The organism is Streptomyces sp. PL-29 (assembly GCF_058344425.1).
Map to the genome: position 1 here is coordinate 3,207,666 of NZ_CP136996.1, position 26,496 is coordinate 3,234,161.

Annotated in this window: 19 protein-coding genes, 7 tRNA genes and 1 pseudogene; 11 read left to right on the forward strand and 16 right to left on the reverse strand. The window is 72.4% G+C overall.

Annotation, left to right across the window (positions count from 1 at the left end; all coding sequences use genetic code 11):
* Nucleotides 1-3: 3 nt before the first annotated feature.
* A complete protein-coding gene (locus R4Z63_RS14600; RefSeq protein ID WP_384445635.1) occupies nt 4-1,272 on the forward strand; it encodes an MFS transporter in 1,269 nt (422 codons plus the stop codon).
* Between the two features lie 25 nt (nt 1,273-1,297).
* Here R4Z63_RS14600 and R4Z63_RS14605 read toward each other — a convergent pair.
* Nucleotides 1,298-3,488: pseudogene (locus R4Z63_RS14605) on the reverse strand (asparagine synthase-related protein).
* A 641-nt stretch (nt 3,489-4,129) separates the two neighbouring features.
* Here R4Z63_RS14605 and R4Z63_RS14610 point away from each other — a divergent pair.
* The 4 genes from R4Z63_RS14610 to R4Z63_RS14625 all read left to right on the forward strand — a co-directional run bounded on the left by R4Z63_RS14610 (nt 4,130) and on the right by R4Z63_RS14625 (nt 9,414).
* Nucleotides 4,130-5,830 (forward strand): NsdA family TPR-like regulatory protein, encoded by a 1,701-nt coding sequence (locus R4Z63_RS14610; RefSeq protein ID WP_384445637.1) that lies wholly within the window; start codon nt 4,130-4,132, stop codon nt 5,828-5,830.
* 59 nt (nt 5,831-5,889) lie between these two features.
* On the forward strand, nt 5,890-7,092 hold the full coding sequence (gene lhgO / locus R4Z63_RS14615) for an L-2-hydroxyglutarate oxidase (protein WP_384445639.1): 1,203 nt from the start codon (nt 5,890-5,892) through the stop codon (nt 7,090-7,092).
* A gap of 101 nt (nt 7,093-7,193) precedes the next feature.
* Nucleotides 7,194-8,033 carry a tRNA (guanosine(46)-N7)-methyltransferase TrmB gene (gene trmB, locus R4Z63_RS14620; protein WP_037920080.1) on the forward strand — a complete coding sequence of 280 codons (840 nt, stop codon included), beginning with the start codon at nt 7,194-7,196 and terminating at the stop codon, nt 8,031-8,033.
* A gap of 43 nt (nt 8,034-8,076) precedes the next feature.
* On the forward strand, nt 8,077-9,414 hold the full coding sequence (locus R4Z63_RS14625) for a PrsW family intramembrane metalloprotease (protein ID WP_384445641.1): 1,338 nt from the start codon (nt 8,077-8,079) through the stop codon (nt 9,412-9,414).
* Here R4Z63_RS14625 and R4Z63_RS14630 read toward each other — a convergent pair.
* Together R4Z63_RS14630 and R4Z63_RS14635 are read right to left on the reverse strand one after the other, a co-directional pair.
* Nucleotides 9,323-10,342 (reverse strand): M23 family metallopeptidase, encoded by a 1,020-nt coding sequence (locus R4Z63_RS14630; RefSeq protein ID WP_037920083.1) that lies wholly within the window; start codon nt 10,340-10,342, stop codon nt 9,323-9,325. The genes R4Z63_RS14625 and R4Z63_RS14630 overlap by 92 nt on opposite strands.
* A gap of 458 nt (nt 10,343-10,800) precedes the next feature.
* Nucleotides 10,801-10,874: transfer RNA gene (locus R4Z63_RS14635), tRNA-Met, on the reverse strand.
* A gap of 301 nt (nt 10,875-11,175) precedes the next feature.
* On the opposite strand from R4Z63_RS14635, the gene R4Z63_RS14640 reads away from it, so the two are divergent.
* Nucleotides 11,176-12,435, forward strand: a complete 1,260-nt coding sequence (locus R4Z63_RS14640) for a hypothetical protein (RefSeq protein WP_384445644.1) — start codon at nt 11,176-11,178, stop codon at nt 12,433-12,435.
* Nucleotides 12,436-12,509: 74 nt separating this feature from the next.
* Here the strand turns inward: R4Z63_RS14640 and R4Z63_RS14645 are convergent, their stop codons facing one another.
* The 10 genes from R4Z63_RS14645 to R4Z63_RS14690 all read right to left on the reverse strand — a co-directional run bounded on the left by R4Z63_RS14645 (nt 12,510) and on the right by R4Z63_RS14690 (nt 19,329).
* The gene (locus tag R4Z63_RS14645; RefSeq protein WP_037921283.1) at nt 12,510-13,025 is read right to left on the reverse strand and encodes a GNAT family N-acetyltransferase; all 516 of its coding nucleotides are present in this window, start codon (nt 13,023-13,025) and stop codon (nt 12,510-12,512) included.
* A 40-nt stretch (nt 13,026-13,065) separates the two neighbouring features.
* Entirely contained in the window at nt 13,066-13,281 is a 216-nt protein-coding gene (locus R4Z63_RS14650; protein ID WP_384445646.1) for a hypothetical protein, read from the reverse strand.
* A gap of 45 nt (nt 13,282-13,326) precedes the next feature.
* Nucleotides 13,327-13,809, reverse strand: a complete 483-nt coding sequence (locus R4Z63_RS14655) for a hypothetical protein (protein ID WP_384445648.1) — start codon at nt 13,807-13,809, stop codon at nt 13,327-13,329.
* Nucleotides 13,810-13,937: 128 nt separating this feature from the next.
* Nucleotides 13,938-14,012, reverse strand: a tRNA-Ala gene (locus R4Z63_RS14660).
* Between the two features lie 540 nt (nt 14,013-14,552).
* A tRNA-Lys gene (locus tag R4Z63_RS14665) sits at nt 14,553-14,625 on the reverse strand.
* Between the two features lie 208 nt (nt 14,626-14,833).
* Nucleotides 14,834-17,119, reverse strand: coding sequence for a DEAD/DEAH box helicase (locus R4Z63_RS14670; RefSeq protein ID WP_491522552.1), 2,286 nt, complete (start codon nt 17,117-17,119; stop codon nt 14,834-14,836).
* 308 nt (nt 17,120-17,427) lie between these two features.
* Nucleotides 17,428-17,976 carry a hypothetical protein gene (locus R4Z63_RS14675; protein ID WP_063890574.1) on the reverse strand — a complete coding sequence of 183 codons (549 nt, stop codon included), beginning with the start codon at nt 17,974-17,976 and terminating at the stop codon, nt 17,428-17,430.
* Nucleotides 17,977-18,071: 95 nt separating this feature from the next.
* Nucleotides 18,072-18,446, reverse strand: coding sequence for a fluoride efflux transporter FluC (locus R4Z63_RS14680; RefSeq protein ID WP_037920090.1), 375 nt, complete (start codon nt 18,444-18,446; stop codon nt 18,072-18,074).
* Entirely contained in the window at nt 18,443-18,982 is a 540-nt protein-coding gene (locus R4Z63_RS14685) for a FluC/FEX family fluoride channel (RefSeq protein WP_052030338.1), read from the reverse strand. Before R4Z63_RS14685 ends, R4Z63_RS14680 begins: the two co-directional genes overlap by 4 nt.
* On the reverse strand, nt 18,979-19,329 hold the full coding sequence (locus R4Z63_RS14690; protein WP_037920091.1) for a metallopeptidase family protein: 351 nt from the start codon (nt 19,327-19,329) through the stop codon (nt 18,979-18,981). Before R4Z63_RS14690 ends, R4Z63_RS14685 begins: the two co-directional genes overlap by 4 nt.
* Before the next feature lie 104 nt (nt 19,330-19,433).
* Between R4Z63_RS14690 and R4Z63_RS14695 the strand changes: the two genes are divergently transcribed.
* The 3 genes from R4Z63_RS14695 (at nt 19,434) to R4Z63_RS14705 (ending at nt 19,718) form a co-directional block, all read left to right on the forward strand.
* Nucleotides 19,434-19,506: transfer RNA gene (locus R4Z63_RS14695), tRNA-Glu, on the forward strand.
* A gap of 39 nt (nt 19,507-19,545) precedes the next feature.
* Nucleotides 19,546-19,619: transfer RNA gene (locus R4Z63_RS14700), tRNA-Asp, on the forward strand.
* 22 nt (nt 19,620-19,641) lie between these two features.
* Nucleotides 19,642-19,718, forward strand: a tRNA-Phe gene (locus R4Z63_RS14705).
* 38 nt (nt 19,719-19,756) lie between these two features.
* Here the strand turns inward: R4Z63_RS14705 and R4Z63_RS14710 are convergent.
* Genes R4Z63_RS14710 through R4Z63_RS14720 form a run of 3 tightly spaced genes read right to left on the reverse strand, consistent with a single transcriptional unit; the run spans nt 19,757 to nt 21,792 of the window.
* A complete protein-coding gene (locus R4Z63_RS14710) occupies nt 19,757-20,593 on the reverse strand; it encodes a cytochrome c biogenesis CcdA family protein (RefSeq protein ID WP_037920092.1) in 837 nt (278 codons plus the stop codon).
* On the reverse strand, nt 20,590-21,321 hold the full coding sequence (locus R4Z63_RS14715) for a DsbA family protein (RefSeq protein ID WP_384445653.1): 732 nt from the start codon (nt 21,319-21,321) through the stop codon (nt 20,590-20,592). The genes R4Z63_RS14710 and R4Z63_RS14715 overlap by 4 nt, the downstream gene beginning before the upstream one ends.
* Nucleotides 21,322-21,375: 54 nt before the next feature.
* On the reverse strand, nt 21,376-21,792 hold the full coding sequence (locus R4Z63_RS14720) for a hypothetical protein (RefSeq protein ID WP_037920095.1): 417 nt from the start codon (nt 21,790-21,792) through the stop codon (nt 21,376-21,378).
* A gap of 111 nt (nt 21,793-21,903) precedes the next feature.
* On the opposite strand from R4Z63_RS14720, the gene hrpA reads away from it, so the two are divergent.
* Nucleotides 21,904-25,842 carry an ATP-dependent RNA helicase HrpA gene (gene hrpA / locus R4Z63_RS14725; protein ID WP_384445656.1) on the forward strand — a complete coding sequence of 1,313 codons (3,939 nt, stop codon included), beginning with the start codon at nt 21,904-21,906 and terminating at the stop codon, nt 25,840-25,842.
* A gap of 68 nt (nt 25,843-25,910) precedes the next feature.
* Nucleotides 25,911-25,984 (forward strand) — tRNA-Asp (locus tag R4Z63_RS14730).
* The last annotated feature ends 512 nt before the right edge of the window (nt 25,985-26,496 follow it).

Consider the following 26,496-nt stretch of genomic DNA (forward strand, 5'->3'; position numbering starts at 1 on the left):
CACATGACCCCCAAACCCGTCAACGCCACCACGGCCACCACAGCAGCGACCGCCACTACGGCCACGACCGCCGCCACCGCCACGAAGCCCGCCCCCGGCACCGCCCCGGTCCCCGTGCTGTGGCTCGCCCTGCTCGCCACCCCCGTGGCCGCCACGGCCAACGCCCCCGTGCTGATCCTTCCGGACATGGCCGCCTCCCTCGGGGTGGACACCTCGACCGCGGCCCGGCTCGTCGCCGCCTTCGCCTGGGCCATGGCCGTCTCCGTCCCGCTGCTGGCCGGGCTGCTGCGCCGCCGGGGCCTCACCCCGGTCCTCCGGCTGTCCACCGCCCTCCTCCTCGGCGGCACACTCCTCGTCGCCGCATCCCCCTGGCTGGCGGCGGTCCTCCTCGGCCGAGCCGCCCAGGCCGTGGGCGGCGCCGGCCTGGTGGCGGCCGCGATGAGCCTGGCCGGCTCGGCCCGCCGCATGGGCGTCATCAGCGCCGGCTTCGGCATGCTGGGCGCGTCCGGCCCGCTGCTCGGCGCGCAGCTCTCCCACACCGTGTCGTGGCGGCTCTCGCTCTCGGTGTCCCTGGTCTCGCTCCTGGCGGTGCCCGCGGTGAGTCGGTACGCGCAGGCCCCGGCCGCCGCCCCGCAGGGTCGGTTCGACACGCGCGGCGCCGCACTGCTGGCCGTGCTGGCCACCGCCCTCGTCCTGCTCCCCCACGCGCCGGCCGCCGCCCTGGGCTCCGCGGCCATCGCCGCCGGGCTCCTCACGCTCCACATGCGGCGCCGGCCCGACGGATTCGTCCCGGCCGCCCTGGTCCGCAGCCGCCTCTTCCTCGGCTCGGCTCTGCTCGCGTGCGCGCTGTCGACCTCGTACTTCACCCTGCTGTTCGCCGTGCCCCGGCTGCTCACCGACCGCGCGGGCTGGGACGTCACCGCGGCCGGCACCGGTCAGCTCGTGACGCTGCTCACCGGATCCGCGCTCTCCTGGCTGCTGGCGGCGGGCTCGGCGCGCATGGGCCGGACGGCCGTACGCGCCGTACTGGTCTCGGTCGGCACGCTGGCCGTGGTGCTCGCGGTGTTCGGGAGCTCGGGCCCGCTGCTCCTGGCGGCCACCCTCGGCGGCGTGTTCGGTGCGGCCGGCGCCAGTGCCGTGCTGTCGGTGCAGGCCGCGTCGAGCGCCCCCGACGCCCAGCGCCCCACGGCCATCGGCCTGTTCACCCTCTGCTACCAGCTGGGCGGCGCCTTCGGCCCGGCGATCGCGACCGCCCTGGTCCTGGGCCGGTAGGGTCCGGTCAGCCGGTAGGGCCCGGTCAGGAGAGCGCCGGGCGGTGCACCGGAACCCCCTCGGGCACGGCCCTCCGTCGGGCCGCCGAGGTACCCGTCCAGCAGGTGCCGCGCCGGGCCAGCAGCCGGTGCAGCCACAGCTCCATCGAAACGAGTTCCGCGAGCCCGTCCAGCGGGACCGGCCGTCCGTCGGCCGCGTCGAGCAGGGCCTGGCGCACGACCCGGGCCTCGATCAGCCCGGCGTCCGCGAGCAGCGGGGCGGCGAAGAGGTCCAGCAGGTCACCCAGGGCGGCGCGCAGCCCCAGCCTGGTCGCCGTCTCGTTCGGCGCGTGCGCGGTGGCGCCCCAGCCCGGCGGGAGTTCGCGCACGCCGGCCGAGTACAGGACGCTGCGCAGGATCTCCGCCCGGGCGCCGGGCTGCACGCGCAGGGATTCGGGCAGGGCACGCGCAGCCCGTACGACCTGGTTGTCGAGGAAGGGGGCGTGCAGGCGCTGGCTGCGCACCTCCACGGCCTGCTCGAAGACCCGGTGGTCGGCGGCCTGGCGGGCCAGTGCGGAACGCGCCCGCGCCTCTCCCGGCCGCAGCGACAGCGGCGGCCGCCCGGCCGCGGCCGACAGCCGGATCGATACTTCCGCCAGCGCCTCCCCGGTGAGCCAGCCCGCCGCCGGACCCGGCCGGGACCAGGTCAGGGCCGCGAGGGAAGCGTCCACCGGGCCGGAGGCTCGTTCGGTGACCCCGCCTTCGCGGAGCCTGGCCGCGGCGGCCTCCATGCCCGCGCGGTACGTCGTACGGGCCAGTCTGCGGGCCGCCGAGTACACGGTGAGCGGCACCAGCAGGGACTCCCCGGCCGCTCCGGCGGCCGAGGCGGAGCGGGCCAGCGCCGCCACCGGGCGCAGCAGGTGGCGCCGACGGCGGTCCATCAGGAGGTCGGCCATGCGGGCCGGATGGGCGTCGAGGACCTGCCGGGCGCCGTGGCCGGTGAAGTGGTCGGCCGCTCCCGCGGCGAGTCTGCGCCGCTCGCGGGCGGCGAAGACCAGCGAGGGGCCGGGTTCGTCGGTGAGCGGGCCGTCCAGGTCGGTGTACGGCAGGGCCTCGGCCGCGGCGGCGACCACGACGTGGTGCAGGCGCGGGTCTGCCGCCACGGCCCTGGCGCGTTCCAGTTCGTCCTCGCGCCCCTGTGGGGTGGCCAGGTCGTTGAAGGTGACCGCGAGCAGCCGGGCCCCGGCAGGGCTGGTGAGACTGCCGGGGGCACCCGGCAGACCGGCCGCCAGGAGAGCGAGCGTCGCGGAGGCGCTGCCGCCGGACAGGTCGGCGCCCACCCCGGGGGCCGGGGCACCGCGGGCAGCACGCCGGTCGGCCGGTCCCATGCCGGGCACGGGGCCGGGATCGTACGGTGGCCGGGTGTCGGGAGCATGCCGCGGAGCCGTGAGCCGGGCGCGCACCGCATCCACCAACGCTTCCCGTACGCCCTCCACCGCCCGGTCGGCGTCGGCCTCGGGCGCGGCCACGGCGAGCGAGGCCACCTGCTCGTAGCCGGTGATCTCGCGGGAGCCCTCGCGCAGGATGAGGGCGTGCCCGGGCGGGATGCGGCGGACGCCCGCGTACGGGGTGCCGTCGCCCAGTGCCTCCGGGCTGTCCGGACAGGCCAGCAGGGCGGCGAGATGGCCGATGTCGAGCTGGGCCTCGATGAGGTCGGCGAGCGGGAGCGCGGCGGTGGCGTAGGCCGTCCCGCTCGCCCAGGGGCGTGTAGAAGACGGGCCGGGCGCCCGCGAGGTCGCCGACGACGGTGATGCGGCGGCCGGCCTGGACCACGGCGGTGTAGCTGCCGGACCACTGGGTGAGGTGGCGCAGCGCACCGCCGCGGGCCGCGTAGAGGGCCCTGCGCAGCTCGGCGTCGGTCGCGCCACAGCAGCCGAGCACGGCGAGCCGGGTGAAGGGGTCCGAGGGGTCCGCGGTGACCATGCGGATCTCGTCGGGGCGCCAGTCGCCGACGGCCCAGAGCGGGTCGGGGTCGCCCCAGAGCAGCTGGGCACCGACGGGCTGGACGGTGCGCTCCGCGTCCGCACCGGGGTCGGCCGCGTGGGCGGCGTCGGCGATGCCGCCGTCCAGGGGCGCGCCGCCGTGTCCGCCCGGTCCGTGGCCGGGAACCTGGCCGGAGACGCGGCCGGCCGTGCCGAAGCTCGCGGCGATACTGCTCCACCCCACCAACCAGCGCACCGCCGCCTCCCCAGCCTGTGGGCACATGACCGGGGCACGGGCAGCACGGACAGCGCTGAGCGCGCAGCCTGCGGGACCCCGGTGGCTCGGGTCCATGCTGCCACGGGACAGGCGTGCGAGAGGGGGTTATAGGGGGCGCACAAGCAAACGAATACGCCCCGGCCACACGGTATTTGACGTTCCGTTCCCACCGCCCTATAGGTCACTTTCGGCCATTCTTGGGCCGCCCGGAGAGTCGTTGCGCGCGGTCGGCGCCCGGCACCCGGGCGCGGCCCGGGAGACGTGATCCGCCCCCCGGACCGTTCCGCCACCCGCGGGGATTGAGGTAGCGGCGTCCCCCGGCCCACCCCGGTTCACCCGGCGGACCGACCCACGCACCGCACATCGAATCGCCGGGCCCGCGGACCGGCCAGAGCGCACGGGCGGGCGCACGGCCACACAGGCGGAGCACGCGGGGAAACGTGCGCCCCTGCCGCCTGCCCCGGGCCGGACCGCGCAAACGGACAACAATCCCGCCATACGGAAGTAAGGGCCTTAACGCTTGGGAGGCGGGGAACTACGCTGGGTTTACGAAATGCCGGGCGCCTATGCCCCGGCGGCGTATGCGTTGTGTGCGTTCCGCGTGTGACGAGGGGTGGCGCATGTCCAGGGAGCTCCGCGAGCCCAATGAGAAGCTCGGCGCCGTCCTCGCCCTCGCGGGCATCAGCAACGCCGGGCTGGCCCGGCGCGTCAACGACCTCGGCGCGCAGCGCGGCCTGACGCTTCGGTACGACAAGACCTCGGTGGCCCGGTGGGTGTCGAAGGGCATGGTGCCGCAGGGCGCGGCCCCGCACCTGATCGCCGCCGCCATCGGCGCGAAACTGGGGCGGCCGGTGCCGCTGCACGAGATCGGCCTGGCGGACGCGGACCCCGCGCCCGAAGTGGGGCTGGCCTTCCCCCGCGACGTCGGAGCGGCCGTGCGCTCGGCCACCGACCTCTACCGGCTCGACCTCGCAGGGCGGCGCGGCGGGGGCGGGATCTGGCAGTCGCTCGCGGGCTCGTTCTCCGTGGCGGCCTATGCGACGCCCGCGTCGCGGTGGCTGATATCTCCCGCCGACAGCTCGGTGGCGAGGGAGCCGGCGGCCTCGACCGGTCCGGCCGGCTCGACAGGTCCGGCGACCCCGGTACCTCCGGCGACCCAGGCCGGATCGGCGGGTCCGGCCGGATCGGCGGCTCCGGTACGCCACCCGTCCGCGGCTGCGACCTCCTCGACTCACGACGCTCCGGCCCAGGACGCACCGGCGCCAGCTCCCCGACCCTCCCCGGAAGGCCGTACGACCGGTCCGGCGACGGGCCGGATGGCAGCTCCGGCAGGCCGGACGGCAGGCCCGCCGTCCACCGTTGTGCCCGCGCAGTCCGGAACCGAAACGCCGCGCGACCACGTGCAGCGCGTGGGTCACAGCGATGTGGCCAAGCTGCGCGAGGCCGCCGAGGACGCCCGCCGCTGGGACTCCAAGTACGGCGGCGGCGACTGGCGTTCGTCGATGGTCCCCGAGTGCCTACGGGTGGACGCGACCCCGCTGCTGCTGGGCTCGTACACCGACGAGGTGGGTCGCGCCCTCTTCGGCGCGACCGCCGAACTGACCCGGCTGGCCGGGTGGATGGCCTTCGACACCGGCCAGCAGGAAGCGGCCCAGCGGTACTACATCCAGGCGCTGCGCCTGGCCCGCGCGGCCGCGGACGTACCGCTCGGCGGATACGTACTGGCCTCGATGTCCCTCCAGGCGACCTACCGCGACTTCCCGGACGAGGGCGTGGACCTCGCGCAGGCCGCCGTCGAGCGCAACCGCGGCCTGGCCACGGCGCGCACGATGAGCTTCTTCCGGCTGGTCGAGGCCCGGGCGCACGCGAAAGCGGGCGATTCGACGGCCGCCGGAGCGGCGCTGCGGGCCGCGGAGGGCTGGCTGGAGCGGTCCCGCGAGGGCGACCCCGATCCGATCTGGCTCGGCTTCTACTCATACGACCGTTTCGCCGCGGATGCGGCGGAATGCTATCGGGACCTCAAACTCCCCCGGCAGGTCCGGCGCTTCACCGAGCAGGCGCTGTCCCGGCCCACGGAGGAGTACGTGCGATCCCACGGACTGCGGCTGGTCGTCAGCGCGGTCGCGGAGCTGGAATCGGGCAATCTGGACGCGGCGTGCGCGGCGGGCACCCAGGCGGTGGAGGTGGCGGGCCGGATCTCCTCGGCCCGCACGACCGAATACGTGCGGGACCTGCTGCACCGCCTGGAACCCTACGGTGACGAGCCGCGCGTCGCGGAGCTGCGCGAGCGGGCCCGGCCCCTCCTGGTGGCTCCGGCGTAGACCCGCGTGGCCCCGCTGTCGGTGCGGGGGTGCAGTATGCAGGGGTGGGAGGTGTCGGCATGGGTGGTGGCGTGGACTGCGATGTGCTGGTGATCGGCGGCGGAATCGTCGGCCTGTCGACGGCGCATGCCTTGTCGCGCCTGGCTCCGGGGACGAGGGTGGTCGTCCTGGAGAAGGAGCCGGGCCCGGCCCGGCACCAGACGGGACGCAACAGCGGTGTGATCCACAGTGGGATCTACTACCGTCCGGGCTCGCTGAAGGCGCGCTTCGCGGTGAGCGGCGCCGCCGAGATGGTGAAGTTCTGCGCGGAGCACGGGATCCCGCACGAGGTGACGGGGAAGCTGATCGTCGCCACCGAGCGCGAGGAACTGCCCCGGCTGCACGCCCTGGTCCAGCGCGGCCGGGAGAACGGCATTGCGGTGCGCGAGCTGGGCCCGGCCCAGATCACCGAGTACGAGCCGCAGGTGCAGGGACTGGCCGCGATCCACGTCGGCAGCACCGGCATCGTGGACTACGGCCGGGTGAGCGCCCAGCTGGCGGAGTCCTCCGGCGCGGAGATCGTCTACGGCGCCGAAGTGGACCTCGTTTCGCGCCGCGCGTCGGCGGTCGCCGTGCGCACCAGGTCCGGGTTGGTCTTCCGGGCCCGGATGCTGGTGAACTGCGCGGGCCTGCACTGCGACCGGATCGCCCGCCTGGCCGGCGACGACCCGGGCATGCGGATCATCCCCTTCCGGGGCGAGTACTACGACCTGGCCCGCCCCGGCCTGGTCCGGGGCCTGGTCTACCCGGTGCCCGACCCGGCGTTCCCCTTCCTCGGGGTGCACCTCACCCGCGGCATCGGCGGAGGCGTCCACGTCGGCCCCAACGCGGTCCCCGCGCTGGCCCGGGAGGGCTACGACTGGTCGACGGTGCGCCCGCGGGACGTCGCCGACGAGCTGGCCTGGCCGGGCGCCTGGCGGATGGCCTCCCGGCACTGGCGGTACGGGACGGGCGAGATCCACCGCTCACTGTCGAAGCAGGCCTTCACCCGGGCGGTACGGCGCCTCCTGCCGGCCGTCACCGCGGCGGATCTCCACCCGGCCGCGGCCGGCGTCCGTGCACAGGCCGTCCTGCGGGACGGCACCCTGGTGGACGACTTCCTGATCCGCGACGCCCCGCGCACGATCCACGTTCTCAACGCCCCCTCACCCGCCGCAACGGCCTCCCTCCCGATCGGCCGCGAAATCGCCACCCGAGCCCTCCGCACCCTCTCAGCGGCCTGATCGGAGCGCACCCCGCCGCCGGGGGCACCCCGCCGCCGGAGCCGACCCACCCGCCGCTCGCGCGGCGCCGGCACGACCCCCCGTCGTAGAATCAGCGCATTGTGTCTGAGTCCCTGAACCCCACGCCGCCCGCCGTCCCGGACGCCCCCGTCGCCGACTACTCCGCCGACGCCGCGCCGGAGGCGAACTCGTACGTGCCCCCGAAGTGGCGCACCGAGCCCCGCTTCCCCGACGGCCCCGCGCCGGACCCGGCCGGCTCGCACCACGAGCGGCGCATCCGGAGCTTCCAGCCCCGCCGCAGCCGGGTCACCACCGGACAGGGCGAGGCGCTCAAGCGGCTCTGGGGCACCTGGGGCCTGGACATCGACGGCCACTCGGTCATCGACCTCACGACGCTCTTCGGCGACCTTCCGGTCGTCCTGGAGATCGGCTTCGGCATGGGTGAGGCCACGGCGCAGATGGCCGCGGCCGACCCCGCCACCGGCATCCTCGCCGCCGACGTGCACACCCCCGGCCAGGGCAACCTCCTCGCCCTCGCCGAGCGGGGCGGCCTCGACAACGTCCGCGTCGCCAACGGGGACGCGATCATCCTGCTCCGCGAGATGCTGGCGCCCGACGCGCTCGCCGGGATCCGCGTGTACTTCCCGGACCCGTGGCCCAAGGCCCGCCACCACAAGCGGCGGCTGATCCAGCCCGAGTTCCTCACGCTGGCCGCCACCCGCCTGGCACCCGGGGGCGTCCTGCACTGCGCGACCGACTGGGAGCCCTACGCCGAGCAGATGCTCGAAGTCCTCACGGCCCACCCCGACTTCGAGAACACCCAGCCCGACGGCGGCTACGCGCCGCGGCCCGACTTCCGACCGCTCACCCGCTTCGAGGGGCAGGGCCTCGACAAGGGGCACGTCGTACACGACTTGCTCTTCCGTCGCACGGAGAACTGACAACGTCACCGCACGTGTCCGAGCAGATCGCTAGGGTCATGATGTGTTCCGAGCGCTCCGCCCCGTTCTCGCGCGTCGTCCGTCCGGCACGTTCCGCACGTGCGTGCTCCTCGTCCTGCTCGCCGCCACCGGCGTCGCCATCCTCGAACTCGTGCGGGAGCAGACCGGCACGCCGGGCTTCTTCGTCGGCCTCGGTCTGGCCCTGCTGCCGGTGCCGGCGCTCATGGCGGCCTTCCGGTGGCTGGGCCGGGCCGCGCCGGCGCCCTGGTCCCAGCTGCTGTTCTGCTTCGGCTGGGGCGCCTGCACCGCCGCCCTGATCGCCATACTGGCGAACAACTTCGCCACCCGGTGGATAGCCGCCGCGACCGCCGACCCCTCGGGAGCGGACCGGCTCGGCTCGGTCGCCATCGCCCCGGTGGTGGAGGAGAGCGCCAAGGCGGCTGCCGTGGTGCTGGTGTTCGTGTTCTGCAGACGCCATTTCACCGGCCCTGCCGATGGTTTCGTGGTGGCCGGCTTCGCCGCCATCGGCTTCGCCTTCACCGAGAACATCCTCTACCTCGGCAACGCCTACGTGCAGGACCTCGCCGACGGGACGGGCGTCCTGGACTCGGTGACCGCGGCGACCTTCTTCGTACGGATCCTGCTGTCGCCGTTCGCACACCCGCTGTTCACGGTGCTCACCGGGCTGGGTTTCGGCATGGCCGCGGTCAGCGCGCAGCGTTGGCGCAGGATCTGCCTGCCGCTGATCGGGCTGGCGCTCGCCATGGGGACGCACGCCCTGTGGAACGGCTCCTCGCAGTTCGGCGACCACGGCTTCTACGTCGTCTACGGCTGTGTGATGGTCCCGCTGTTCGGGCTGCTGGTGTGGCTGGCCGTGCGGATGCGGCGCAGCCGGCTGCGGGCCGTGGCCGGGGAGCTCGCGCTGTACGCGGCCGCGGGCTGGCTGGCTCCCGCCGAAGTGCCCGCCCTGGCCTCGGTGCCGGCCCGGTCGCTCGCCCGCGAGCTGGCACGGCGCGGCGGGGGCCGGGCTGCCGGACGTGCGGTGGCCCGGTACGAGGCGGACGCTCTCGCCCTGGCGCTGCTGCGGCACCGGGCGCGCCGCGGGGGGCCGCTGCGCGAGGCGGACTTCGCGGGCCGGGAAGGAGAGCTGCTTCGGCGGCTGTGGCGGAGCCGCGCGACCGCGGGACCCGCGCTGGCACGGGCGGCGGCGATGGAGGAGCTGCTTCCGCCGCGCTCCGGTCCGTGCGGGCCGCAGCAGTTGCCCGGGCCGCGGCGCGCGGAGCCGTCCGTCAGACGTTCAGGCCCTTGGACTCCAGCCAGGCCAGCGGGTCCGTCGTCGATCCGCCCTTGCGTACTTCCAGGTGGAGATGGGGTCCGGTGACGTTTCCGGTGGCCCCGACCCGGCCGATGGTGTCTCCGGCGCCGACCGGGCCCGAGGTCACCGACATCGAGGAGAGATGGCAGTACCAGACCTCCGTACCGTCTTCGAGCTCCAGCACGATCCGGTATCCGTACGCCCCGGACCAGCCGGCCGAGGTGATCTTCCCGGCACCGACCGCCTTGACGGGCGTACCGGTGGGAGCCGCGAAGTCGAGGCCGGTGTGGTGGCCGGAGGACCACATGGAGCCGGAGACTCCGTAGTGCGAGGTGAGGGTGTAGGCGGAGGTGGGCAGGGACCAGCTCCCGGCCGAGGCCTCGCGGCGCTCCTGCGCGGCCTTCGCCTCGGCGGCCTTCCTCGCGGACTCGGCCTCCTCCGCGGCCTTCGCCTCCGCCTCGGCCCTGGCCTCCTCGGCCGCCTGACGGGCCGCCTCCAGCTTGTCCTTGGCCTCCTGGGCCGCCGCTTCCCGGGCGACGCGCTCGGCTTCCGCGCGCGCCTCGGCCTCGGCGGCCTCGTACTGCGACTCGGCCTGCTGGAGGATGCGGTTGCGCAGTACCTCGCCGGCGTCCGCGCCGCGGTCGGCCTGCTGGGTGGTGACCCCCGCCGTCCCACCGCGTGCGGTGTCCTCGCCGGAATCTCCGCCGCTCTGGCGCTCGTCGTCGCCGGTCAGCAGGTCGGGGAGGGAGGGCACGGATATGGCGACCTGAGGCCGGTCCTGAGCGGTGGCGATGCCGCTGGCACCGACGGCCGCGATGACACCGACACCGAGCACGGTGGAGCTGCGGGCGAGTCCCCCGCGCTGCTTGGCGACACGGTGCTTGCCCTTCACCGGGCGGACCGAGTCCTCGGTGGGGTTCCACTCGCCCCAGGCACCCGCGGTGGGCGGATCCTGGATCTCGATGCCTTCAGGAGCGGGCGAGTTGGAGGCCACCGGGGCACACTCCTCATGGACACGCACGCGCACGGTGCCGTCTCTTGCGACGGCCGGGACGACCGCGCTGCGTTATCGAAAGGTAATAGAAGTGGGGGAGTGATTCCAAGCCGTTGCGCTTGATCGTTCCTGGCAATCGACCACGCCCTGGCTTGCTTTGGCCATCTCCTTTCGCTCAAAAAGCGGCCAAGTCGGGCAAAAATCAGCCGAGTACGCCATCTCGTCGGCCACCAAAGCGCCATGATGGGCCGTCAATCAGCTTGCACAGAGCGGCGATTCCATTACCCGCTGTCACATTGGATCTTTGCTCCGCCCGCCCGCCACGCCCCCGGCAGCGGCATGGCGGCGGCCCTACGGCGGCCGTCAGGACGGTGGGACACGCGGAGGGGCCGAGCCTTCGGCGGCCGGGAACGCGCCGAAGGCCCGACCCCCAAGAGGGCCGGGCCTTCGGCTATGAGTAGCGGGGACAGGATTTGAACCTGCGACCTCTGGGTTATGAGCCCAGCGAGCTACCGAGCTGCTCCACCCCGCGTCGATGAACACAACTCTACGCCATCCCTGAGCGCCTCTTCGCCAATTCTTCGCCGGACCGCCTCGAAGCCGACATCGCCGCAGCTCAAAGACCTAAAACCGACCTGAAGCCGGCACCCGAGAACCAAGATCATCTCTGTTGCACGGCGGTGACACTGCGGGGATGATTCCGCGATCGGATCCGGGTGAAGATTCATCTGTCGCCGCGGCCAGGGGGACCACGAACCGGCCGGACGACACAGACCACACCAACCGCCTCGGCGCTCCGCCGATGCTCTCGCGATTCCTGGGGGGAGTCCACCATGTCCGTTCGCACCACAGCAGCCATCGCAGTCGTCGCCGGCGTCGTCACCACTCTGCTGCCGCTCTCGGCCACTGCCGCGTCCGCCGCACCCGCCACCGACGGCCATGCCGTGCTGCGCACGGAGATGGGCGCTCCCGTCCCCAGCGGCCCGCTGACCCGCGGCGGCGCCGCCGAGACCTTCGACCTCACGGTGAAGAACCCGACCGGCAAGGCCGTCGAGTACAAGCCGTGGCTGCTGCTGGACCCGAAGGGGCCGAGCAGGCTCGCCGAGAACGACATCGTCTTCAAGGTCGAGGCGGTGGACGCCCCGGCGACCACGTCCCACGTCGGCCAGCAGGACGGCGAGTGGCAGGGTGAGTTCTCCCCGTCCGCCGGCCGGCCCGGCGCGGGCTTCGACATCCCCGCGAACGGCGCGATGACCTGGAAGGTCACCATCGGCCTCGGCGCGGACTACCCCACCAACAACGGCGACTTCGGACTCACCGCCACCAGTTCCAACAACTCGGTCGCTCCCGGCGGCGCCGACTCCCACCTCTTCACGGTCGACCCCCGGATCAAGACGGGCGAGCTGAAGACGTGGTTCAAGCAGGTCAGTTCGGGCAAGGACGGCCAGGAGCAGCGCGCCTACCTGGACCTGAACTACCAGGCCACCGGTGACGGCACCTTCGGCACCGCCCTCGCCACCAGCCTGACCCTGTCGCACCCGGGCCAGCAGGACGCCGACTTCCGGCTCCAGGCCCTGATCGACGGCCGCTGGCAGGACCTGAGCCCCAAGGACAGCCGCTACGAGCTCCCGCTCATCGCCAAGGGCTTCGGCGCCGCCTCCGGCGTCCACACCCAGCCGCTGCGCCTCAGCCTGGGCAAGCACACCAAGCTGACCGGGCGCACCACGATCACGATGGAGGCCGAGGTCCGCCAGGCCGAGGGCAACACCTGGCCGCTCGTGACCGTCCCGGTGCAGTTCCCGCTGACCCCGATCACGGAGCCGGCGCCGACCGAGCCGACCGCCAACCCGACCGCCAACCCGACCACCACCCCGTCCCCGACCCCCAACCCGTCCTCCACCACCGACGTCCGGCAGGCCGTCGCCACCACCACAGGCAACTCCAACCTGGCCGCCACGGGCTCCTCCACGGGCTCCCTGGCCGCCACCGGCGCCGGCTCGTCCACCGGCCTGTACGCCGGCCTCGCCGCGGCCCTGGTCGCGCTCGGCGCGGCCACCGTCTGGCTCGGCCGTCGCCGCCGCACCAACGTCTGATCGCACTTCCCCACACCCCGAAGCGCCCCGCCCGATCCCTCGGGCGGGGCGCTTCACGTTGGGCGCGCGTGCCGTCAGGCGGTGGCCCGTTCGCGCCTGCGGGTCAGGACACGGGTGGTGGAGCCGTCGTCCTCGCGTACGTCGCGGACGTGCTCAAAGCCGATGCGGGTCAGCAGGGCCAGGGAGGCGGTGTTGGGCGCGGCCACCGTGGCATGCACCTCGGTCAGCCCGAGCCGGGCGAACGCGTACGCGACGACCGCCTCCGCGATCTCGGTGCCGAGACCGGATCCCCATGCCTCGGGGGCCAGGGCGTAGATGATCTCGTGGCCGTCGACCTCGTCGGTCCGCTTGATCTCGGCGTGCCCGACCAACCGCCCGTCCCTGCGCACGGCCCAGACGTCGAAGAGGCCCTCGGCATAGACCTTCGTGAAGACCCGCCCGAACAGGGCACGGTCCTCGGATTCGGCGGCGGGGCCGTCCCCCATCCAACGGGAGACCCGGGTGTCCTGGAAGAGGGCCACGAAGGCCTCCTCGTCCTCGGGGGTGTACGGGTCGAGCAGCAGGCGTTCGGTACGCAGAACCGGAGTCACGGTGGCGACGCTACCGCCGCCACCCAGGACGTTCACCCCGTTAACCGGCCTGCGCGTCATGCCACACGGAGAACGTCGCCACCTTGGGCCACCAGGTGTTGGTCTCCCGCTCCACCCGACGGTCATCCGGCTCCAGCACCAGGGGCTCGTCCGCCACCTCAGCGATCCGTTGCACCAGCACCACCGCAGCATCCCCGCAGCGCCCGCGGCCCCGGGAACCGCCGTACGAAACGTCGTACGAGGCGTCCGAGCTCACAGCGGGCTCCCTTCGCCTATGGCCTGACCTGCGCGTCCGTCCGTTCTAGCCGCACGGTACGGCTTCCAGGTGGTAGGTCGTGTCCACCCAGAAATCGCCCGACTGAGCCTTGATGGACAACACGTACTCCCCCGGTGCGAGGGGGTCGATCGCGCTCCAAAGACCCCAGGCAACCCAGGGCAGGCCAGAGGCGAAGAATCGCTTCGAGGCCGCCTCGTGGAGGGGCAGCGGGATGCCGTTCAGGTCTGCCTCGGCGCGCGATGCCGGCATGCGCCAGGGATCGGCAGAGAAGCCGAGGGCCAGGCGCCGCGTGTTGAAGACGGGAAGGAACAGCGGCCGGTCGACCGGGACCGTGCAGCGACGCACCACCCTCCCGCCGTAGGTGCCTGCGAGGAACCAGACGTCGGCCGGTTGGCGCCAATGCGCGTGCTCACCCGTGGTGTCCTCCACAGGGCTGCGTCCGGACGGGGCCGACATCGCCCACTTCCACCACCGCGCCGCAAGCTTCTCCGAATCGTGTTCAGACACAGCCACTCCCGCACCCACGCACCTGCTGACCAGGCAATTCAGCGCAGCCTATCGTGCGGGTGTGCGAGTCCGTGCCGCTACGGCCATGACGCTGCGCGGCCCGCTGACCGTGCTCCTCAAGGCTGAAGGGCGGGGCGGCCGGATTCGAACCGGCGTCCTCCTCCATGCTGTGTAGGCGCACTACCTCTGTGCTACGACCCCGCTTGCGGCGATCATAGGCAGCCCGCCCCACCGCGGGGCCAACGATTTTCCCAGGGCCACGCGCCTCACTCCCCATCCGCTCGTCGCCGGCGCGCACATGCTCGATGCACCGCTCGGCGGTCGCGGCATCGGGGCAGCAGTACGGGCGGCCGCTGAACGCCACGACGCCGTTGCTGCCGCGCCGGGCGGGGTCGACGTCGTCGCCCTCGACTCCGAGACGGTGAAGGTGCGTGTGAGGCACCGCAAGCGGCAGATGCGGGAGCGCCTCGCGTGGGGTGAGGCGTACGTCGACACCGGCTGCGTGTGCACGCAGGAAAACGGCAGGTGGCTCCACCAGGCAGGGGTCACCGCGCAGTTGCGGCGGCCGGCTGCCGAGGACGCCGTAGGGCTGGTCCCGCGGCGGGCCGTTCGTGCCGCCGGGCTCACCTCGGGCTCACATCAGGCCGGCGGACGCCCCGGGTACGGCGAAGCGCCCCACCCGAAGCGATCGGGTGGGGCGCCAAGGCGCAGGTCAGAGGAAGGTTCCTCCGCCTCGCGAGCAGTAGGCCATGTCGGACTCGAACCGACAACCAACGGATTAAAAGTCCGCTGCTCTGCCAATTGAGCTAATGGCCCTCCGGGTGCTCACCCCAGAGCATAGCCGGACAGCGCCGGTCAGCCGATCGGGTATCGACCGACCGGCCTGTCGGCGTCAGTTCACGGCGCGCCGACGCAAGGCGCCCGGGCGGCCGCGATGGCTCCTGGCAGCGCCCCACCACGCGACGGGGCCCCCGCCGACCGGAGTCGTGGGGGCCCTGTCAGGAGGTCAGCTCAGCGGCCGAGGTCAGCCGTTGCGCTTCCAGCGCGGCTTGTCGTCGCGGCGGCCGAAGCCGCCGGAGGGGCGGTCGTCGCGGCGGAAACCGCCACGGTCGCCACCGCGGTCACCGCGGTCATCACGGTTGAAGCCACCAGAGGGACGGTCGTCACGACGGAAACCACCCGACGGACGGTCATCACGACGGAAACCACCACGGTCACCACCGCGGTCACCACGGTCATCACGGCGTTCGTCACGACGGAAACCACCCGACGGACGGTCATCACGACGGAAACCGCCACGGTCGCCACCGCGGTCACCACGGTCATCACGGTTGAAGCCACCAGAGGGACGGTCGTCACGACGGAAACCACCCGACGGACGGTCATCACGACGGAAACCACCACGGTCACCACCGCGGTCACCACGGTCATCACGGCGTTCGTCACGACGGAAACCACCCGACGGACGGTCATCACGACGGAAACCGCCACGGTCGCCACCGCGGTCACCACGGTCATCACGGTTGAAGCCACCAGAGGGACGGTCGTCACGACGGAAACCACCCGACGGACGGTCATCACGACGGAAACCACCACGGTCACCACCGCGGTCACCACGGTCATCACGGCGGTAGCCGCCACGGTCGCCACCGCGGTTGTCACGGCGCTCGAAGTTGCCGCGGTCGTCACGCTGGGCGCGGTTCTCCTCGCGGCGCTCCTGCGCGGCGATCTCGGCCGCGGCGGCCGCGGCGGCAGCCGCGACCTCGGCCTCGGCGGCCTCGGCCACCTCGGCAACGGCGGCCTCCGGGTCCTCGCCCCGCTCACGCGCGGAACGGGCGACCAGACGGTCGGCCTCCTCGCGGAGCTCGGCGGCCCGGCGGGTCAGGCGCTCAAGCTGCTTGGTGAGCTCGGCGACCTCGCGCTCGGCCTGCTTGGCGGCGTTGTTCGCGGAGTCCGCCTGGACCTCGGTCAGCGATCGCGCACCGGTGATCTCGGCGACCTCCGGCTCGAAGGCGCCGGCGCCCTGGACGATGTGGCGCGAGGCGTCGACACCCGCGTCCTCCATCAGGCGGAAGATCTGGCGGCGCTGGTGCGGCAGCGCGAGGGAGACGACGACGCCGGACTTGCCGGCACGGGCGGTACGGCCGGAACGGTGCAGGTAGTCCTTGTGGTCACCGGCCGGGTCCACGTTCAGGACCAGGTCGATGCCGTCGACGTGGATGCCTCGGGCGGCGACGTCGGTGGCGACGAGCGCGTTGACGTAGCCGTCCTTGAAGTCCGCGAGAACACGGGTACGGGCGCCCTGCGTCATGCCGCCGTGCAGTGCGTCGGCCTTGACGCCGGCCTCGACGAGCTGCTCGGCGATGCGGTCGGCGCCCAGCTGGGTGCGGACGAAGATGATGGTGCGGCCCTTGCGGGCGGCGATCGCGGCCGTGACCGGCGCCTTGTCCTTCGGCTTCACGACGAGCACGTGGTGCGTCATGGTCGTGACGTTGCCCTGGGCGCTGTCGACCTCGTGCGTGACCGGGCTGGACAGGTAGCGCTTGACCAGGGTGCCGATCTCGTTCTCCATGGTGGCGGAGAAGAGCATGCGCTGGCCGCCCTCGGGGATCTGGTCGAGCAGCTCGGTGACCTCGGGCAGGAAGCCCAGGTCGGCCATCTGGTCGGCCTCGTCGAGGACCGCGACCTGGACGTTCTCCAGGGAGCAGGCGCCGCGGTTGATGATGTCGCGCAGTCGGCCCGGGGTGGCGACGAGGATGTCGACACCGCGCTCCAGGGCGTAGATCTGGTTGCTCATGGAGGTACCGCCGCAGACGACCTTCATCTTCAGGCCGAGGACGTCGCCGTAGGGCTGGAGGGCGTCCGCGACCTGCATCGCGAGCTCACGGGTCGGCGTCAGGATGATCGCGCGGGGCTTCTTCTTCTCGGTGTGGCCGCCGGCCAGGGTGGCCAGGGTCGGCAGACCGAAGGAGAGGGTCTTGCCGGAACCGGTGCGACCGCGGCCGAGGATGTCCTTGCCGGACAGGGCGTCCGGGATGGTCGCGGCCTGGATCGGGAAGGGCGTGGTGACACCGTTCTGGGCGAGCTTGCGCACGATGCCCTCGGGCAGACCCAGGTCGCCGAAGGTGACCGTGGGCTCGGCGTCAGCGTCTGCATCGGCGGCGAAGTCGTCGGTGGAGTCCTCGAAGGACCCGCCGCTCACGTCGGCCTCGAGAGCCTCGATGATTCCCTCGGCCTCAGCGGCCTCGATCGCCTCGGTGACCACGAGGGCCTCGGCGTCGATGAGCTCGTTGGAGTCGTTCTCGGGCATGACGGAACGGTCAGAACTGGAAATGGACATGCGAAATGCGAAACCTTCCGGAGTCTCGGCACGCGCCCAAACTCCGTGAATCGCAAATCGACCGCCTCAATGCGGTCAGCCACGGCTAGGGAGAGTACGCGCCACGCGGCGCTCTTCGGATTCGGCGCCGGGCAATGGGATCAAACGATCTATAACCATACGCACCCTCCCCCGGGTCTGGCAAGTCGCTCCGGCAGAATCGTCCCCGACCTGCACAGACGCCCCATCGGAAGGGCTCGGTCGCGCCTCCGGACATCCAGACGGGTTCGGCCTCCGCCCTAGGCCTGGGGCCCGGGCTGGGTGCTGGGCTCCGGCTGCGGGGTCGACGGCAGCGGAGTGGGTTCCGTCACAGGCGGCGTCGGAAGCGGCGGCTCCGGCGTCGGGCTCGCCGACTGGTGACCTCCGCCCGGACCGCCCGACCTGCTCGGACCACCGGAACCCGAACCGCTGGAACCGCCCGTCGACGGCTGCTGGGGGCTCTGCCCGCCCGCGCCGGCGCCCGGTCCCGCCGACGGAGCGGGCGCTCCCGGCGTCGCACTCGGCGCGTCCGGGCTCGGGGAGGCGCCGGTCGCACCGGAGGCCTTGCCGTCCTCCTGCTGCCCGCCGGCCTGGCCCTCCAGGCCGTCCTTCGCACCGTGCCCGTTGCCGCGGATCCCGGAGCCCCGGCCGGAGGCAGCCCCGACATCCGCCTCCGACCCGGTACGCCGGTCCGCCGCGGCGGAGGGCCCCGGAGTGGCCACGTCCTCGCCGACGCTCATGCAGCCGGCCGTCGCCGCGACCGCGAGAGCGGTGACGGCCAGCCTGAGGGAAGCGGACAACTGGCGCACGGGGGGACCTCCGGAGCCTGGGGAGCCTGGGGACATGAGGCCCGCAGCAGCGGGTCGACGTGCCCAACTCCCTTTCCCCCATGAGGGACACGCCCTCAGGCGAACAGTTGTCGCGCCACCTGCGAACCGAGGTGCACCGCGCCCAACCCGACCAGCACCGACATCGCGACGTTCGCCGCGGCCAGGAAGCCCCACCCGCGTTCGGCCAGCCGCAGCGTCTCGTACGAGAAGGTCGAGTACGTGCTCAGCGCCCCGCACAGCCCGGGCCCCAGCAGCAGCACCACCCCCGAGGAGGCCGCGCCGGCCAGCGCCGCACCGGCCAGCACCCCCAGCATCAGGCAGGCGGCCGCGTTGACGACGAAGGTCCCCCACGGGAAGACGGAATCGTGTCGCTGCTGCACCGCACGGTCCGTCAGATAGCGCAGCGGCGCCCCGACGACCGCGCCCGCCACCACGAAGAGCCAGTTCACCGGACCACCCGGTCCGGCCCGGGACCCGCCTCCCGGCCCGCGCCCCGGCCCCGGACGGCGAGCCGGGTCGCCGAGGCCCCGGCCCAGACCGCGCCCAGCGCGGCGACCACCGTGAGCCCGGCATAGGCCAGCGCGGAGCGCGCCGCCCCCTCGTCCAGCAGACGCGAGAAGTCCATCGCGTACGTCGAGAAGGTGGTGAAGCCGCCGAGCACGCCGACCCCGGCGAAGGGCCGCAGCAGCGGATGCGGCGCCGACCGCCCGCCTTCGCTGATCAGCACCATGAGTACGCCGATCAGCCCGCACCCGGAGGCGTTGATCCACAGGGTCGCCCACGGGAACGCTCCGGGCACGGCGGGCCAGAGCAGCGAGATGCCGTACCGGGCCGAGGCCCCGACCGCGGCGCCGGCGGCCACCGCCGCGAGCACCCGGCCCTGCGGCTCGGCCCGCTGCGCGGGCACGTGCAGGTCGACGTCCGGGTCGATCGCCTCGGCGCCGCGGGCGGGGACGGGGGCGGGCCGGAGTCCTCTTCGGCTCACCCGTACCCCAGCGCGTGCAGTCGTTCGTCGTCGATCCCGAAGTGGTGGGCGATCTCGTGCACCACGGTGACCTCCGTCTCCGCGACCACGCTCTCCCGGTCCTCGCACATCCGCAACGTGGGGTTGCGGTAGATCGTGATCCGGTCCGGGAGCACCCCGGCGTACCACTCGCCGCGATCCGTCAGCGGCGTCCCCTCGTAGAGCCCCAGCAGCTCCGGATCGCCGGCCGGCGGCTCGTCCTCGACGAAGACCGCCACGTTGTCCATCAGCCGCGTCAGCTCCGGCGGGATCCGGTCCAGGGCCTCTGCGACGAGCTCCTCGAACTCCTCGCGCGTCATCTCCAGCACCGGGCCATTGTCCCTCCGGGGGAAACCGTTTTGGCGATAGCTCCCCGGATCCCATATGCTTCTCACGTCCCCGACGCGCTGGAAAGCGCCCAGGCGGGCCATAAGCCCTCATCGTCTAGTGGCCCAGGACGCCGCCCTTTCAAGGCGGTAGCACGGGTTCGAATCCCGTTGGGGGTACGCATTACCGTGTGCAAGACTTTGTCTCGCACACCGCAAGGTCCTGTGGAGCAGTTGGTTAGCTCGCCACCCTGTCAAGGTGGAGGTCGCGGGTTCAAGTCCCGTCAGGATCGCTGAGGCCGGAAACGGTCTCGTGGCTGGGTAGCTCAGTTGGTACGAGCGATCGCCTGAAAAGCGATAGGTCGCCGGTTCGACCCCGGCCCCAGCCACCACCAAGAAGGCCCCGTCCGACGGACGGGGCCTTCTGTGGTCACTCCCGCGCCTCCTCCGCCCGCGCCCGGCGGCGCCACTGCACCACGCCGAAGACCGCCGCGCCGACGGCGACCGGCCCGAGCAGAGCCCAGTCCGGTACGGCGTCCGCCAGCGTCCGCACCCACTGCTCCACCGCGAACGAGTCGTCCACGTCCAGCAGCCCCGGGAGCGCGCTCGCCCCGTCGTAGGCGAGGAACAGCACGCCCAGGGTGATGAAGAACAACCCGGACAGCAGCGAGGTGGTGTGCAGCTCCCGGCCGCCCGCGCGGAAGGTACGGCCCCGCAGCCAGCGCCGCCGGCCCAGGTCGAAGCGCTCCCACAGCAGGGCCATCACGAAGAGCGGCACGGCCATCCCCAGCGCGTAGACCGCCAGCAGCAGGCCGCCGTAGACCGGGCTGCCGCTGACCGCCGCGACCGTCAGGACACTGCCCAGAATCGGGCCGGCACAGAAGCCGGCCAGCCCGTAGACCGCGCCGAGCGCGTACACGGACAGGGCAGTGGTCGGCCGGATCCGCCCGGACAGCTCGGAGATCCGCTTCGGGGCGAAGCCGAGGCCCAGGATCTGCGCGGCCCCGAGCGCGATGATCAGCCAGCCGCCCGCCAGGACCAGCTCGTCGCGGTGGCCGTGGAAGAACCTCCCGGCGTACGAGCCGGCCGCCCCCAGCGGTACGAGGGTGCTCGCGAGGCCCGCGTAGAAGATGCCGGTGCGTGCCAGCAGGCGTGAGGCGGAGTCGATCGAGTACGCGAAGAAGGCGGGCAGGAGCAGCGCGCTGCACGGGCTGAGCAGCGCGAGGAGGCCGCCCAGCAGGGCGGCCAGGTATCCGATGTCGGTCACTGCTTCGCCGCCGCCTCGGCCTGCGCGATGGCGGCGGCGAAGGCGCCGAGCGGCTGCGCTCCGGCGATCGGCTGACCGTTGACCAGGAAGGACGGGGTGGAGGTGACGCCGATGCGGTAGCCCTCCTCCTGGTCCTTCTTCAGGGCCGCTGCGGCCTGCTCACCGGCCATGTCGGCCGCGAAGCGGTCGAGGTCGGGGACCCCGGCCTCGCGGGCCAGCTCCAGCAGCCGCGGCTCGGCGAAGCCCTTCTCCTTGGAACCGTGGGCGTACGCGGCCGCGTGGAAGGCGGCGAACCGGTCCTGCTGCCCAGCGGCCCAGGCTGCCCTGGCCGCGGCCTCCGATTCCGCGCCGAAGATCGGGAAGTTGCGCCACTCGATGCGCAGCGTGCCGTTGTCGACGTACTTCTTCACCAGCTCGGGCTCGGTGTCCCGGGCGAACTTGCCGCAGTAGCCGCACTTGAAGTCGGAGTACTCGATGAGCACGACGGGCGCGTCCGCGCGGCCGACGGCGAGCTTGTCGCCGTCCTCCCGGCGGGCCAGGGCCTGGAGCTCGGCGGACGTGTCGGTGCGCGGCGCGGTGGCGGCGGGCGCGGAGCCTGCGGTGCCCGGGTCCCGGTCCCGGTCCCCGGGGGTGGTGGCCTGCCAGGAGACGAGGCCGAGGGTGACGGCGGCGAGGGCGACCCCCGCGGAGATCAGCAGGGGCTTCACGGCGGATGTGGAAGAGGGCATGCGGGTGCTCCAGTGATACGGGTGGTGAGACGGACCGGTGTGGGGCCGATCCGTCTAGAGCCGCATCACGGAGAGCTCCAGCGGGCCGGGCGCCGGCCGGTCCGGACCGCGTACGAGGACCTGGGCGCGTGGCGAGGCGTGGGGCCGGTGCTCCGCCGGCACCGGCCGGGCGGGCGGGACCTGTGCGTGGTCGCCGCCGGCGCGCGCGGGGGCGACGGGGGTACCGCCGTGCCCGGGGAACGCGGGGGCGCAGGAGGGGCCGCCGCCGGGCAGGGCCTCTTCCGCGTGGGGCCGGTCCGGGAAGCCGGGCGCCGGTTCCGCACGCGGGTCGCCGGACACCGCCGGGGCCGCGGCGCGGCCGGTCTGCGCGGAATCCGCCGGGAGCGGTCCGGCGGCAGCGTGGGCCGCCCCGCCCAGCAGCACCGCCAGGACCGCGAGCACGGCGCAGCCGAACAGGCGGGGGCGGGACAAGGTGGGCTGCCTCTCACTCGTACGGCCGAGGGACTCGTCCCGAAATGGTACGGGTCCGCCCGACAAATGCGTTCGCCACCCGGAGGGCCCAGGTGAGATCCTCGATCAGGTATGTCTACTTCCTTCGCCGCCCTGCAGACGCTTCTCGGTGAGATCTCCCTCCGTGACGCGCACCGCCTCGGCCGCCGCCTCGAAGGCGCCCGCCGCATCCGCAAGCCCGAGGCCAAGCAGGCCGTGCTCGACGAGATCGCCGCGGAGGCCGCGAAGGCCGCCGAGCGACTGGCCGGCCGTGCCTCGCGGATGCCGGAGGTCACGTATCCCGAGAACCTGCCCGTCAGCCAGAAGAAGGACGAGATCGCCGAGGCGATACGCGACCACCAGGTCGTGATCGTCGCGGGCGAGACCGGTTCCGGCAAGACCACGCAGATCCCCAAGATCTGCATGGAGCTCGGCCGCGGCGTCCGGGGGATGATCGGGCACACCCAGCCCCGCCGGATCGCCGCCCGCACCGTCGCGGAACGCATCGCCGAGGAGCTGAAGTCCGAGATCGGGCAGACCGTCGGCTGGAAGGTCCGGTTCACCGACCAGGTGGACCAGGACGCGACCTTCGTGAAGCTGATGACGGACGGCATCCTGCTCGCCGAGATCCAGACCGACCGCGAGCTGCGCGCCTACGACACGATCATCATCGACGAGGCGCACGAGCGGTCCCTGAACATCGACTTCCTGCTGGGCTACCTGTCCCAGCTGCTGCCGAAGCGCCCCGACCTCAAGGTCGTGATCACCTCGGCGACCATCGACCCGGAGCGCTTCTCCCGGCACTTCGGGGACGCCCCGATCGTCGAGGTCAGCGGCCGGACGTTCCCGGTGGAGGTGCGCTACCGCCCGCTCCTGGAGGAGGACGGCGAGGAGAGCGACCGCGACCAGATCACCGCGATCTGCGACGCCGTCGACGAGCTCCAGGCCGAGGGGCCGGGCGACATCCTGGTCTTCCTCTCCGGCGAGCGCGAGATCCGTGACACGGCGGACGCCCTCATCAAGAAGAAGCTGCGCTTCACGGAAGTGCTCCCCCTCTACGCCCGCCTCTCGCACGCCGAGCAGCACCGTGTCTTCCAGCAGCACACGGGCCGCCGGATCGTCCTGGCCACGAACGTCGCCGAGACTTCGCTCACCGTCCCCGGCATCAAGTACGTGATCGACCCGGGCAACGCCCGGATCTCCCGCTACAGCCACCGCACCAAGGTGCAGCGCCTGCCGATCGAGCGGATCTCGCAGGCCAGCGCCAACCAGCGCAAGGGCCGCTGCGGCCGTACCAGCGACGGCATCTGCATCCGGCTGTACTCCGAGGACGACTTCAGCGCCCGGCCCGAGTTCACCGATGCCGAGATCCTGCGGACGAACCTGGCCTCCGTCATCCTCCAGATGACCGCCGCCGGCCTCGGAGAGATCGAGAAGTTCCCCTTCATCGACCCGCCGGACCACCGCAACATCCGCGACGGCGTGCAGCTCCTGCAGGAGCTCGGGGCCCTGGAGACGGGCGGGAAGTCCTCCCCGGAGGGGAAGAAGGGGCAGCGTCTGACGCAGCTGGGCCGCAAGCTGTCCCAGCTGCCCGTCGACCCTCGGCTGGCCCGCATGGTCATCGAGGCGGACAAGAACAACTGCGTCCGCGAGGTCATGGTCATCGCGGCGGCCCTGTCCATCCAGGACCCGCGCGAGCGGCCCTCGGACAAGCAGACCCAGGCCGACCAGAACCACGCCCGTTTCAAGGACGAGACCAGCGACTTCCTCTCGTTCCTGAACATGTGGCGCTACGTCCGGGAGCAGCAGAAGGAGCGCGGCTCCTCCTCCTTCCGCCGGATGTGCAAGCAGGAGTACCTGAACTTCCTGCGGATCCGCGAGTGGCAGGACATCTACTCGCAGCTGCGCACGGTCGCCAAGAGCATGGGCATCCACGTCAACGAGGCGGACGCCCCCGAGCAGGTCGTGCACGTCTCGCTGCTGGCCGGTCTGCTCTCCCACATCGGGCTCAAGGACACCGACAAGAACGAGTACCTCGGTGCCCGCAGCGCGAAGTTCGCGATCTTCCCAGGCTCGTCGCTGTTCAAGAAGCAGCCGAAGTTCGTGATGTCGGCCGAGCTGGTGGAGACCTCGCGGCTGTGGGCCCGGGTGAACGCCAAGGTCGAGCCCGAGTGGGTGGAGCCGCTGGCGCAGCACCTCGTCAAGCGCACCTACAGCGAGCCGCACTGGGAGAAGGACCAGGCGGCCGTGATGGCCTACGAGAAGGTGACGCTCTACGGCGTGCCGATCGTCGCCCAACGGAAGATCAACTACGGCCGGATCGACCCCGAGGTCTCGCGGGAGCTGTTCATCCGCAACGCGCTGGTGGAGGGCGACTGGCGGACCCACCACAAGTTCTACGCCGACAACCGCAAGCTCCTCACCGAGGTGGAGGAGCTGGAGAACCGGGCCCGGCGCCGCGACATCGTGGTGGACGACGAGACCCTCTTCGACTTCTACGACCAGCGGATCCCCGAGCACGTGGTGTCGGGGGCGCACTTCGACTCGTGGTGGAAGCACAAGAAGCGCGACGAGCCGGAACTGCTCGACTTCGAGCGGGAGATGCTGCTCACGGAGAAGGCGGCCGGGGTCACCAAGGCCGACTATCCGGACTCCTGGCAGCAGGGTCGGTTGACGTTCCGGGTGACCTACCAGTTCGAGCCGGGCGCGGACGCGGACGGCGTGACCGTCCACATCCCGCTCCAGGTGCTGAACCAGGTCACCGGCGAGGGCTTCGACTGGCAGATCCCGGGCCTGCGCGAGGAGGTCGTCACCGAACTGATCCGCTCGCTGCCCAAGCCGATCCGCCGGCACTACGTGCCCGCACCGAACTACGCGGGCCGTTTCCTGGACACGGCCGTGCCGCTGCGGGAGCCGCTGCCGGTGACCCTCGCCCGCGAGCTCCAGCGGATGGTCGGGGTGCCGGTCACGGCCGAGGACTTCGACCTGACGCGGATCCCCGACCACCTGAAGATCACCTTCCGGATCGTCGACGAGCGGCGTCGCAAGATCGCCGAGGACAAGGACCTGGAGGCGCTGCGGCTCAAGCTGAAGCCGAAGGCCCGCCAGGCCCTCTCCAAGGCCGCCGCGGCCACCGCCGAACGGGCGGGCGGGGAGTCGGTGGAACGCACCGGCCTGACCGACTGGACCATCGGCACCCTGAGCAAGGTCTTCGAAACCCGGCGGGCGGGCCAACCGGTGAAGGCCTACCCGGCGCTGGTGGACGAGGGCACGAGCGTCTCCGTACGGCTCTTCGACACCGAGGCCGAGCAGCAGCAGGCGATGTGGCTGGGCACCCGCCGGCTCATCCTGCTGAACATCCCGGTGAACCCGGCGAAGTTCGCCTCGGACCACCTCGGCAACCAGCAGAAGCTGGCCCTCTCCAGGAACCCGCACGGCTCCGTCCAGGCGCTGTTCGACGACTGCGCCACGGCGGCGACCGACCGGCTCATCGCCGACCACGGCGGCCCGGCCTGGGACGAGGCGGGCTTCCGCAAGCTCTACGAGGCCGTCCGCGCGGACCTGGTGGACACGACCGTGCGGGCGGTGAACCAGGTGCAACAGGTCCTGGCCGCCTGGCAGGCCTGTGAGCGGCGCCTGAAGGCCACCTCCAGCCTCGCGCTGGTCGCGAACATCCAGGACGTCAGGACGCAGCTGGCGGCCCTGGTGCCGGCCGGCTTCGTGACGCTCACCGGGCTGCGCAGGCTGCCGGACCTGATGCGCTACCTGGTGGCGGCGGACCGGCGGCTCCAGCAGATGCCCACGGGCGTCCAGCGCGACACCACGCGCATGGAGAAGGTCCACGAGATGCAGGACGAGTACGCCTGGCTGTTGGAGCAGCTGCCGAAGGGACGGCCGGTCCCCGCCGCCGTGACGGACATCCGCTGGATGATCGAGGAGCTGCGTGTCAGCTACTTCGCGCACGCGCTCGGCACGGCGTACCCGATCTCCGACAAGCGGATCGTGAAGGCGGTGGACGCGGCCGCCCCCTGATCGGTTCGACCGCACCCCCTGAGCTGCTGTACAGTCTGATTCGCAGCCGCCGAGCGGCTGCGATTCCAGGTCCTGTGGAGCAGTTGGTTAGCTCGCCACCCTGTCAAGGTGGAGGTCGCGGGTTCAAGTCCCGTCAGGATCGCAGTGAAGTCAGGGCCCGCATCCCTTCGGGGATGCGGGCCCTGACGCGTTGACGGACGCCTCCATCCGGGCCGGGTTGGGGGGCGGCCGCCCGGCAGCCGCAGGGCCTCCCGCGGCGATGCCCCCGGTTCACCCGCCACGGACCGGGCCCTCCGCGGCCCGACACTGCCTCTCCCGGCTCCCGTAGCGGGCTCGGCGCCGCCCCTTCGGCCCCTTCGGACCTCCCGGACTCCTGCCCCTGGACCGCGGCCCGTGACGACGGCCCGTGAACCCCGCCAGGCGCTCGCGCCTCCCGCATTGCCCCTCCGGGCGAGAATCCCCCGTTCGCATGATGGTCACCGCGAGAGCCCTCCCCATTACGGGGTGCATTGCCGGATATACAAGAGTGATCATCTGTGACGGGTGTCACCGCATGAGTTTTTGGGACTCACACTTTTATCGCATCCATACGCCTGCTCGATTTAATATGTGCAATGGCACCTACCTGTCAGGCGCCCCGGCGAGCTTCCGACA

What these genes read in the sequence shown, in the direction of transcription:
- R4Z63_RS14600 (WP_384445635.1), top strand. Translation starts at nt 4, where the DNA reads ATGACCCCCAAACCCGTCAACGCCACCACGGCCACCACAGCAGCGACC.
- R4Z63_RS14610 (WP_384445637.1), top strand. Translation starts at nt 4,130, where the DNA reads ATGTCCAGGGAGCTCCGCGAGCCCAATGAGAAGCTCGGCGCCGTCCTC.
- lhgO (WP_384445639.1), top strand. Translation starts at nt 5,890, where the DNA reads ATGGGTGGTGGCGTGGACTGCGATGTGCTGGTGATCGGCGGCGGAATC.
- R4Z63_RS14640 (WP_384445644.1), top strand. Translation starts at nt 11,176, where the DNA reads ATGTCCGTTCGCACCACAGCAGCCATCGCAGTCGTCGCCGGCGTCGTC.
- R4Z63_RS14670 (WP_491522552.1), bottom strand. Translation starts at nt 17,119, where the DNA reads ATGCCCGAGAACGACTCCAACGAGCTCATCGACGCCGAGGCCCTCGTG.
- R4Z63_RS14715 (WP_384445653.1), bottom strand. Translation starts at nt 21,321, where the DNA reads ATGCCCTCTTCCACATCCGCCGTGAAGCCCCTGCTGATCTCCGCGGGG.
- hrpA (WP_384445656.1), top strand. Translation starts at nt 21,904, where the DNA reads ATGTCTACTTCCTTCGCCGCCCTGCAGACGCTTCTCGGTGAGATCTCC.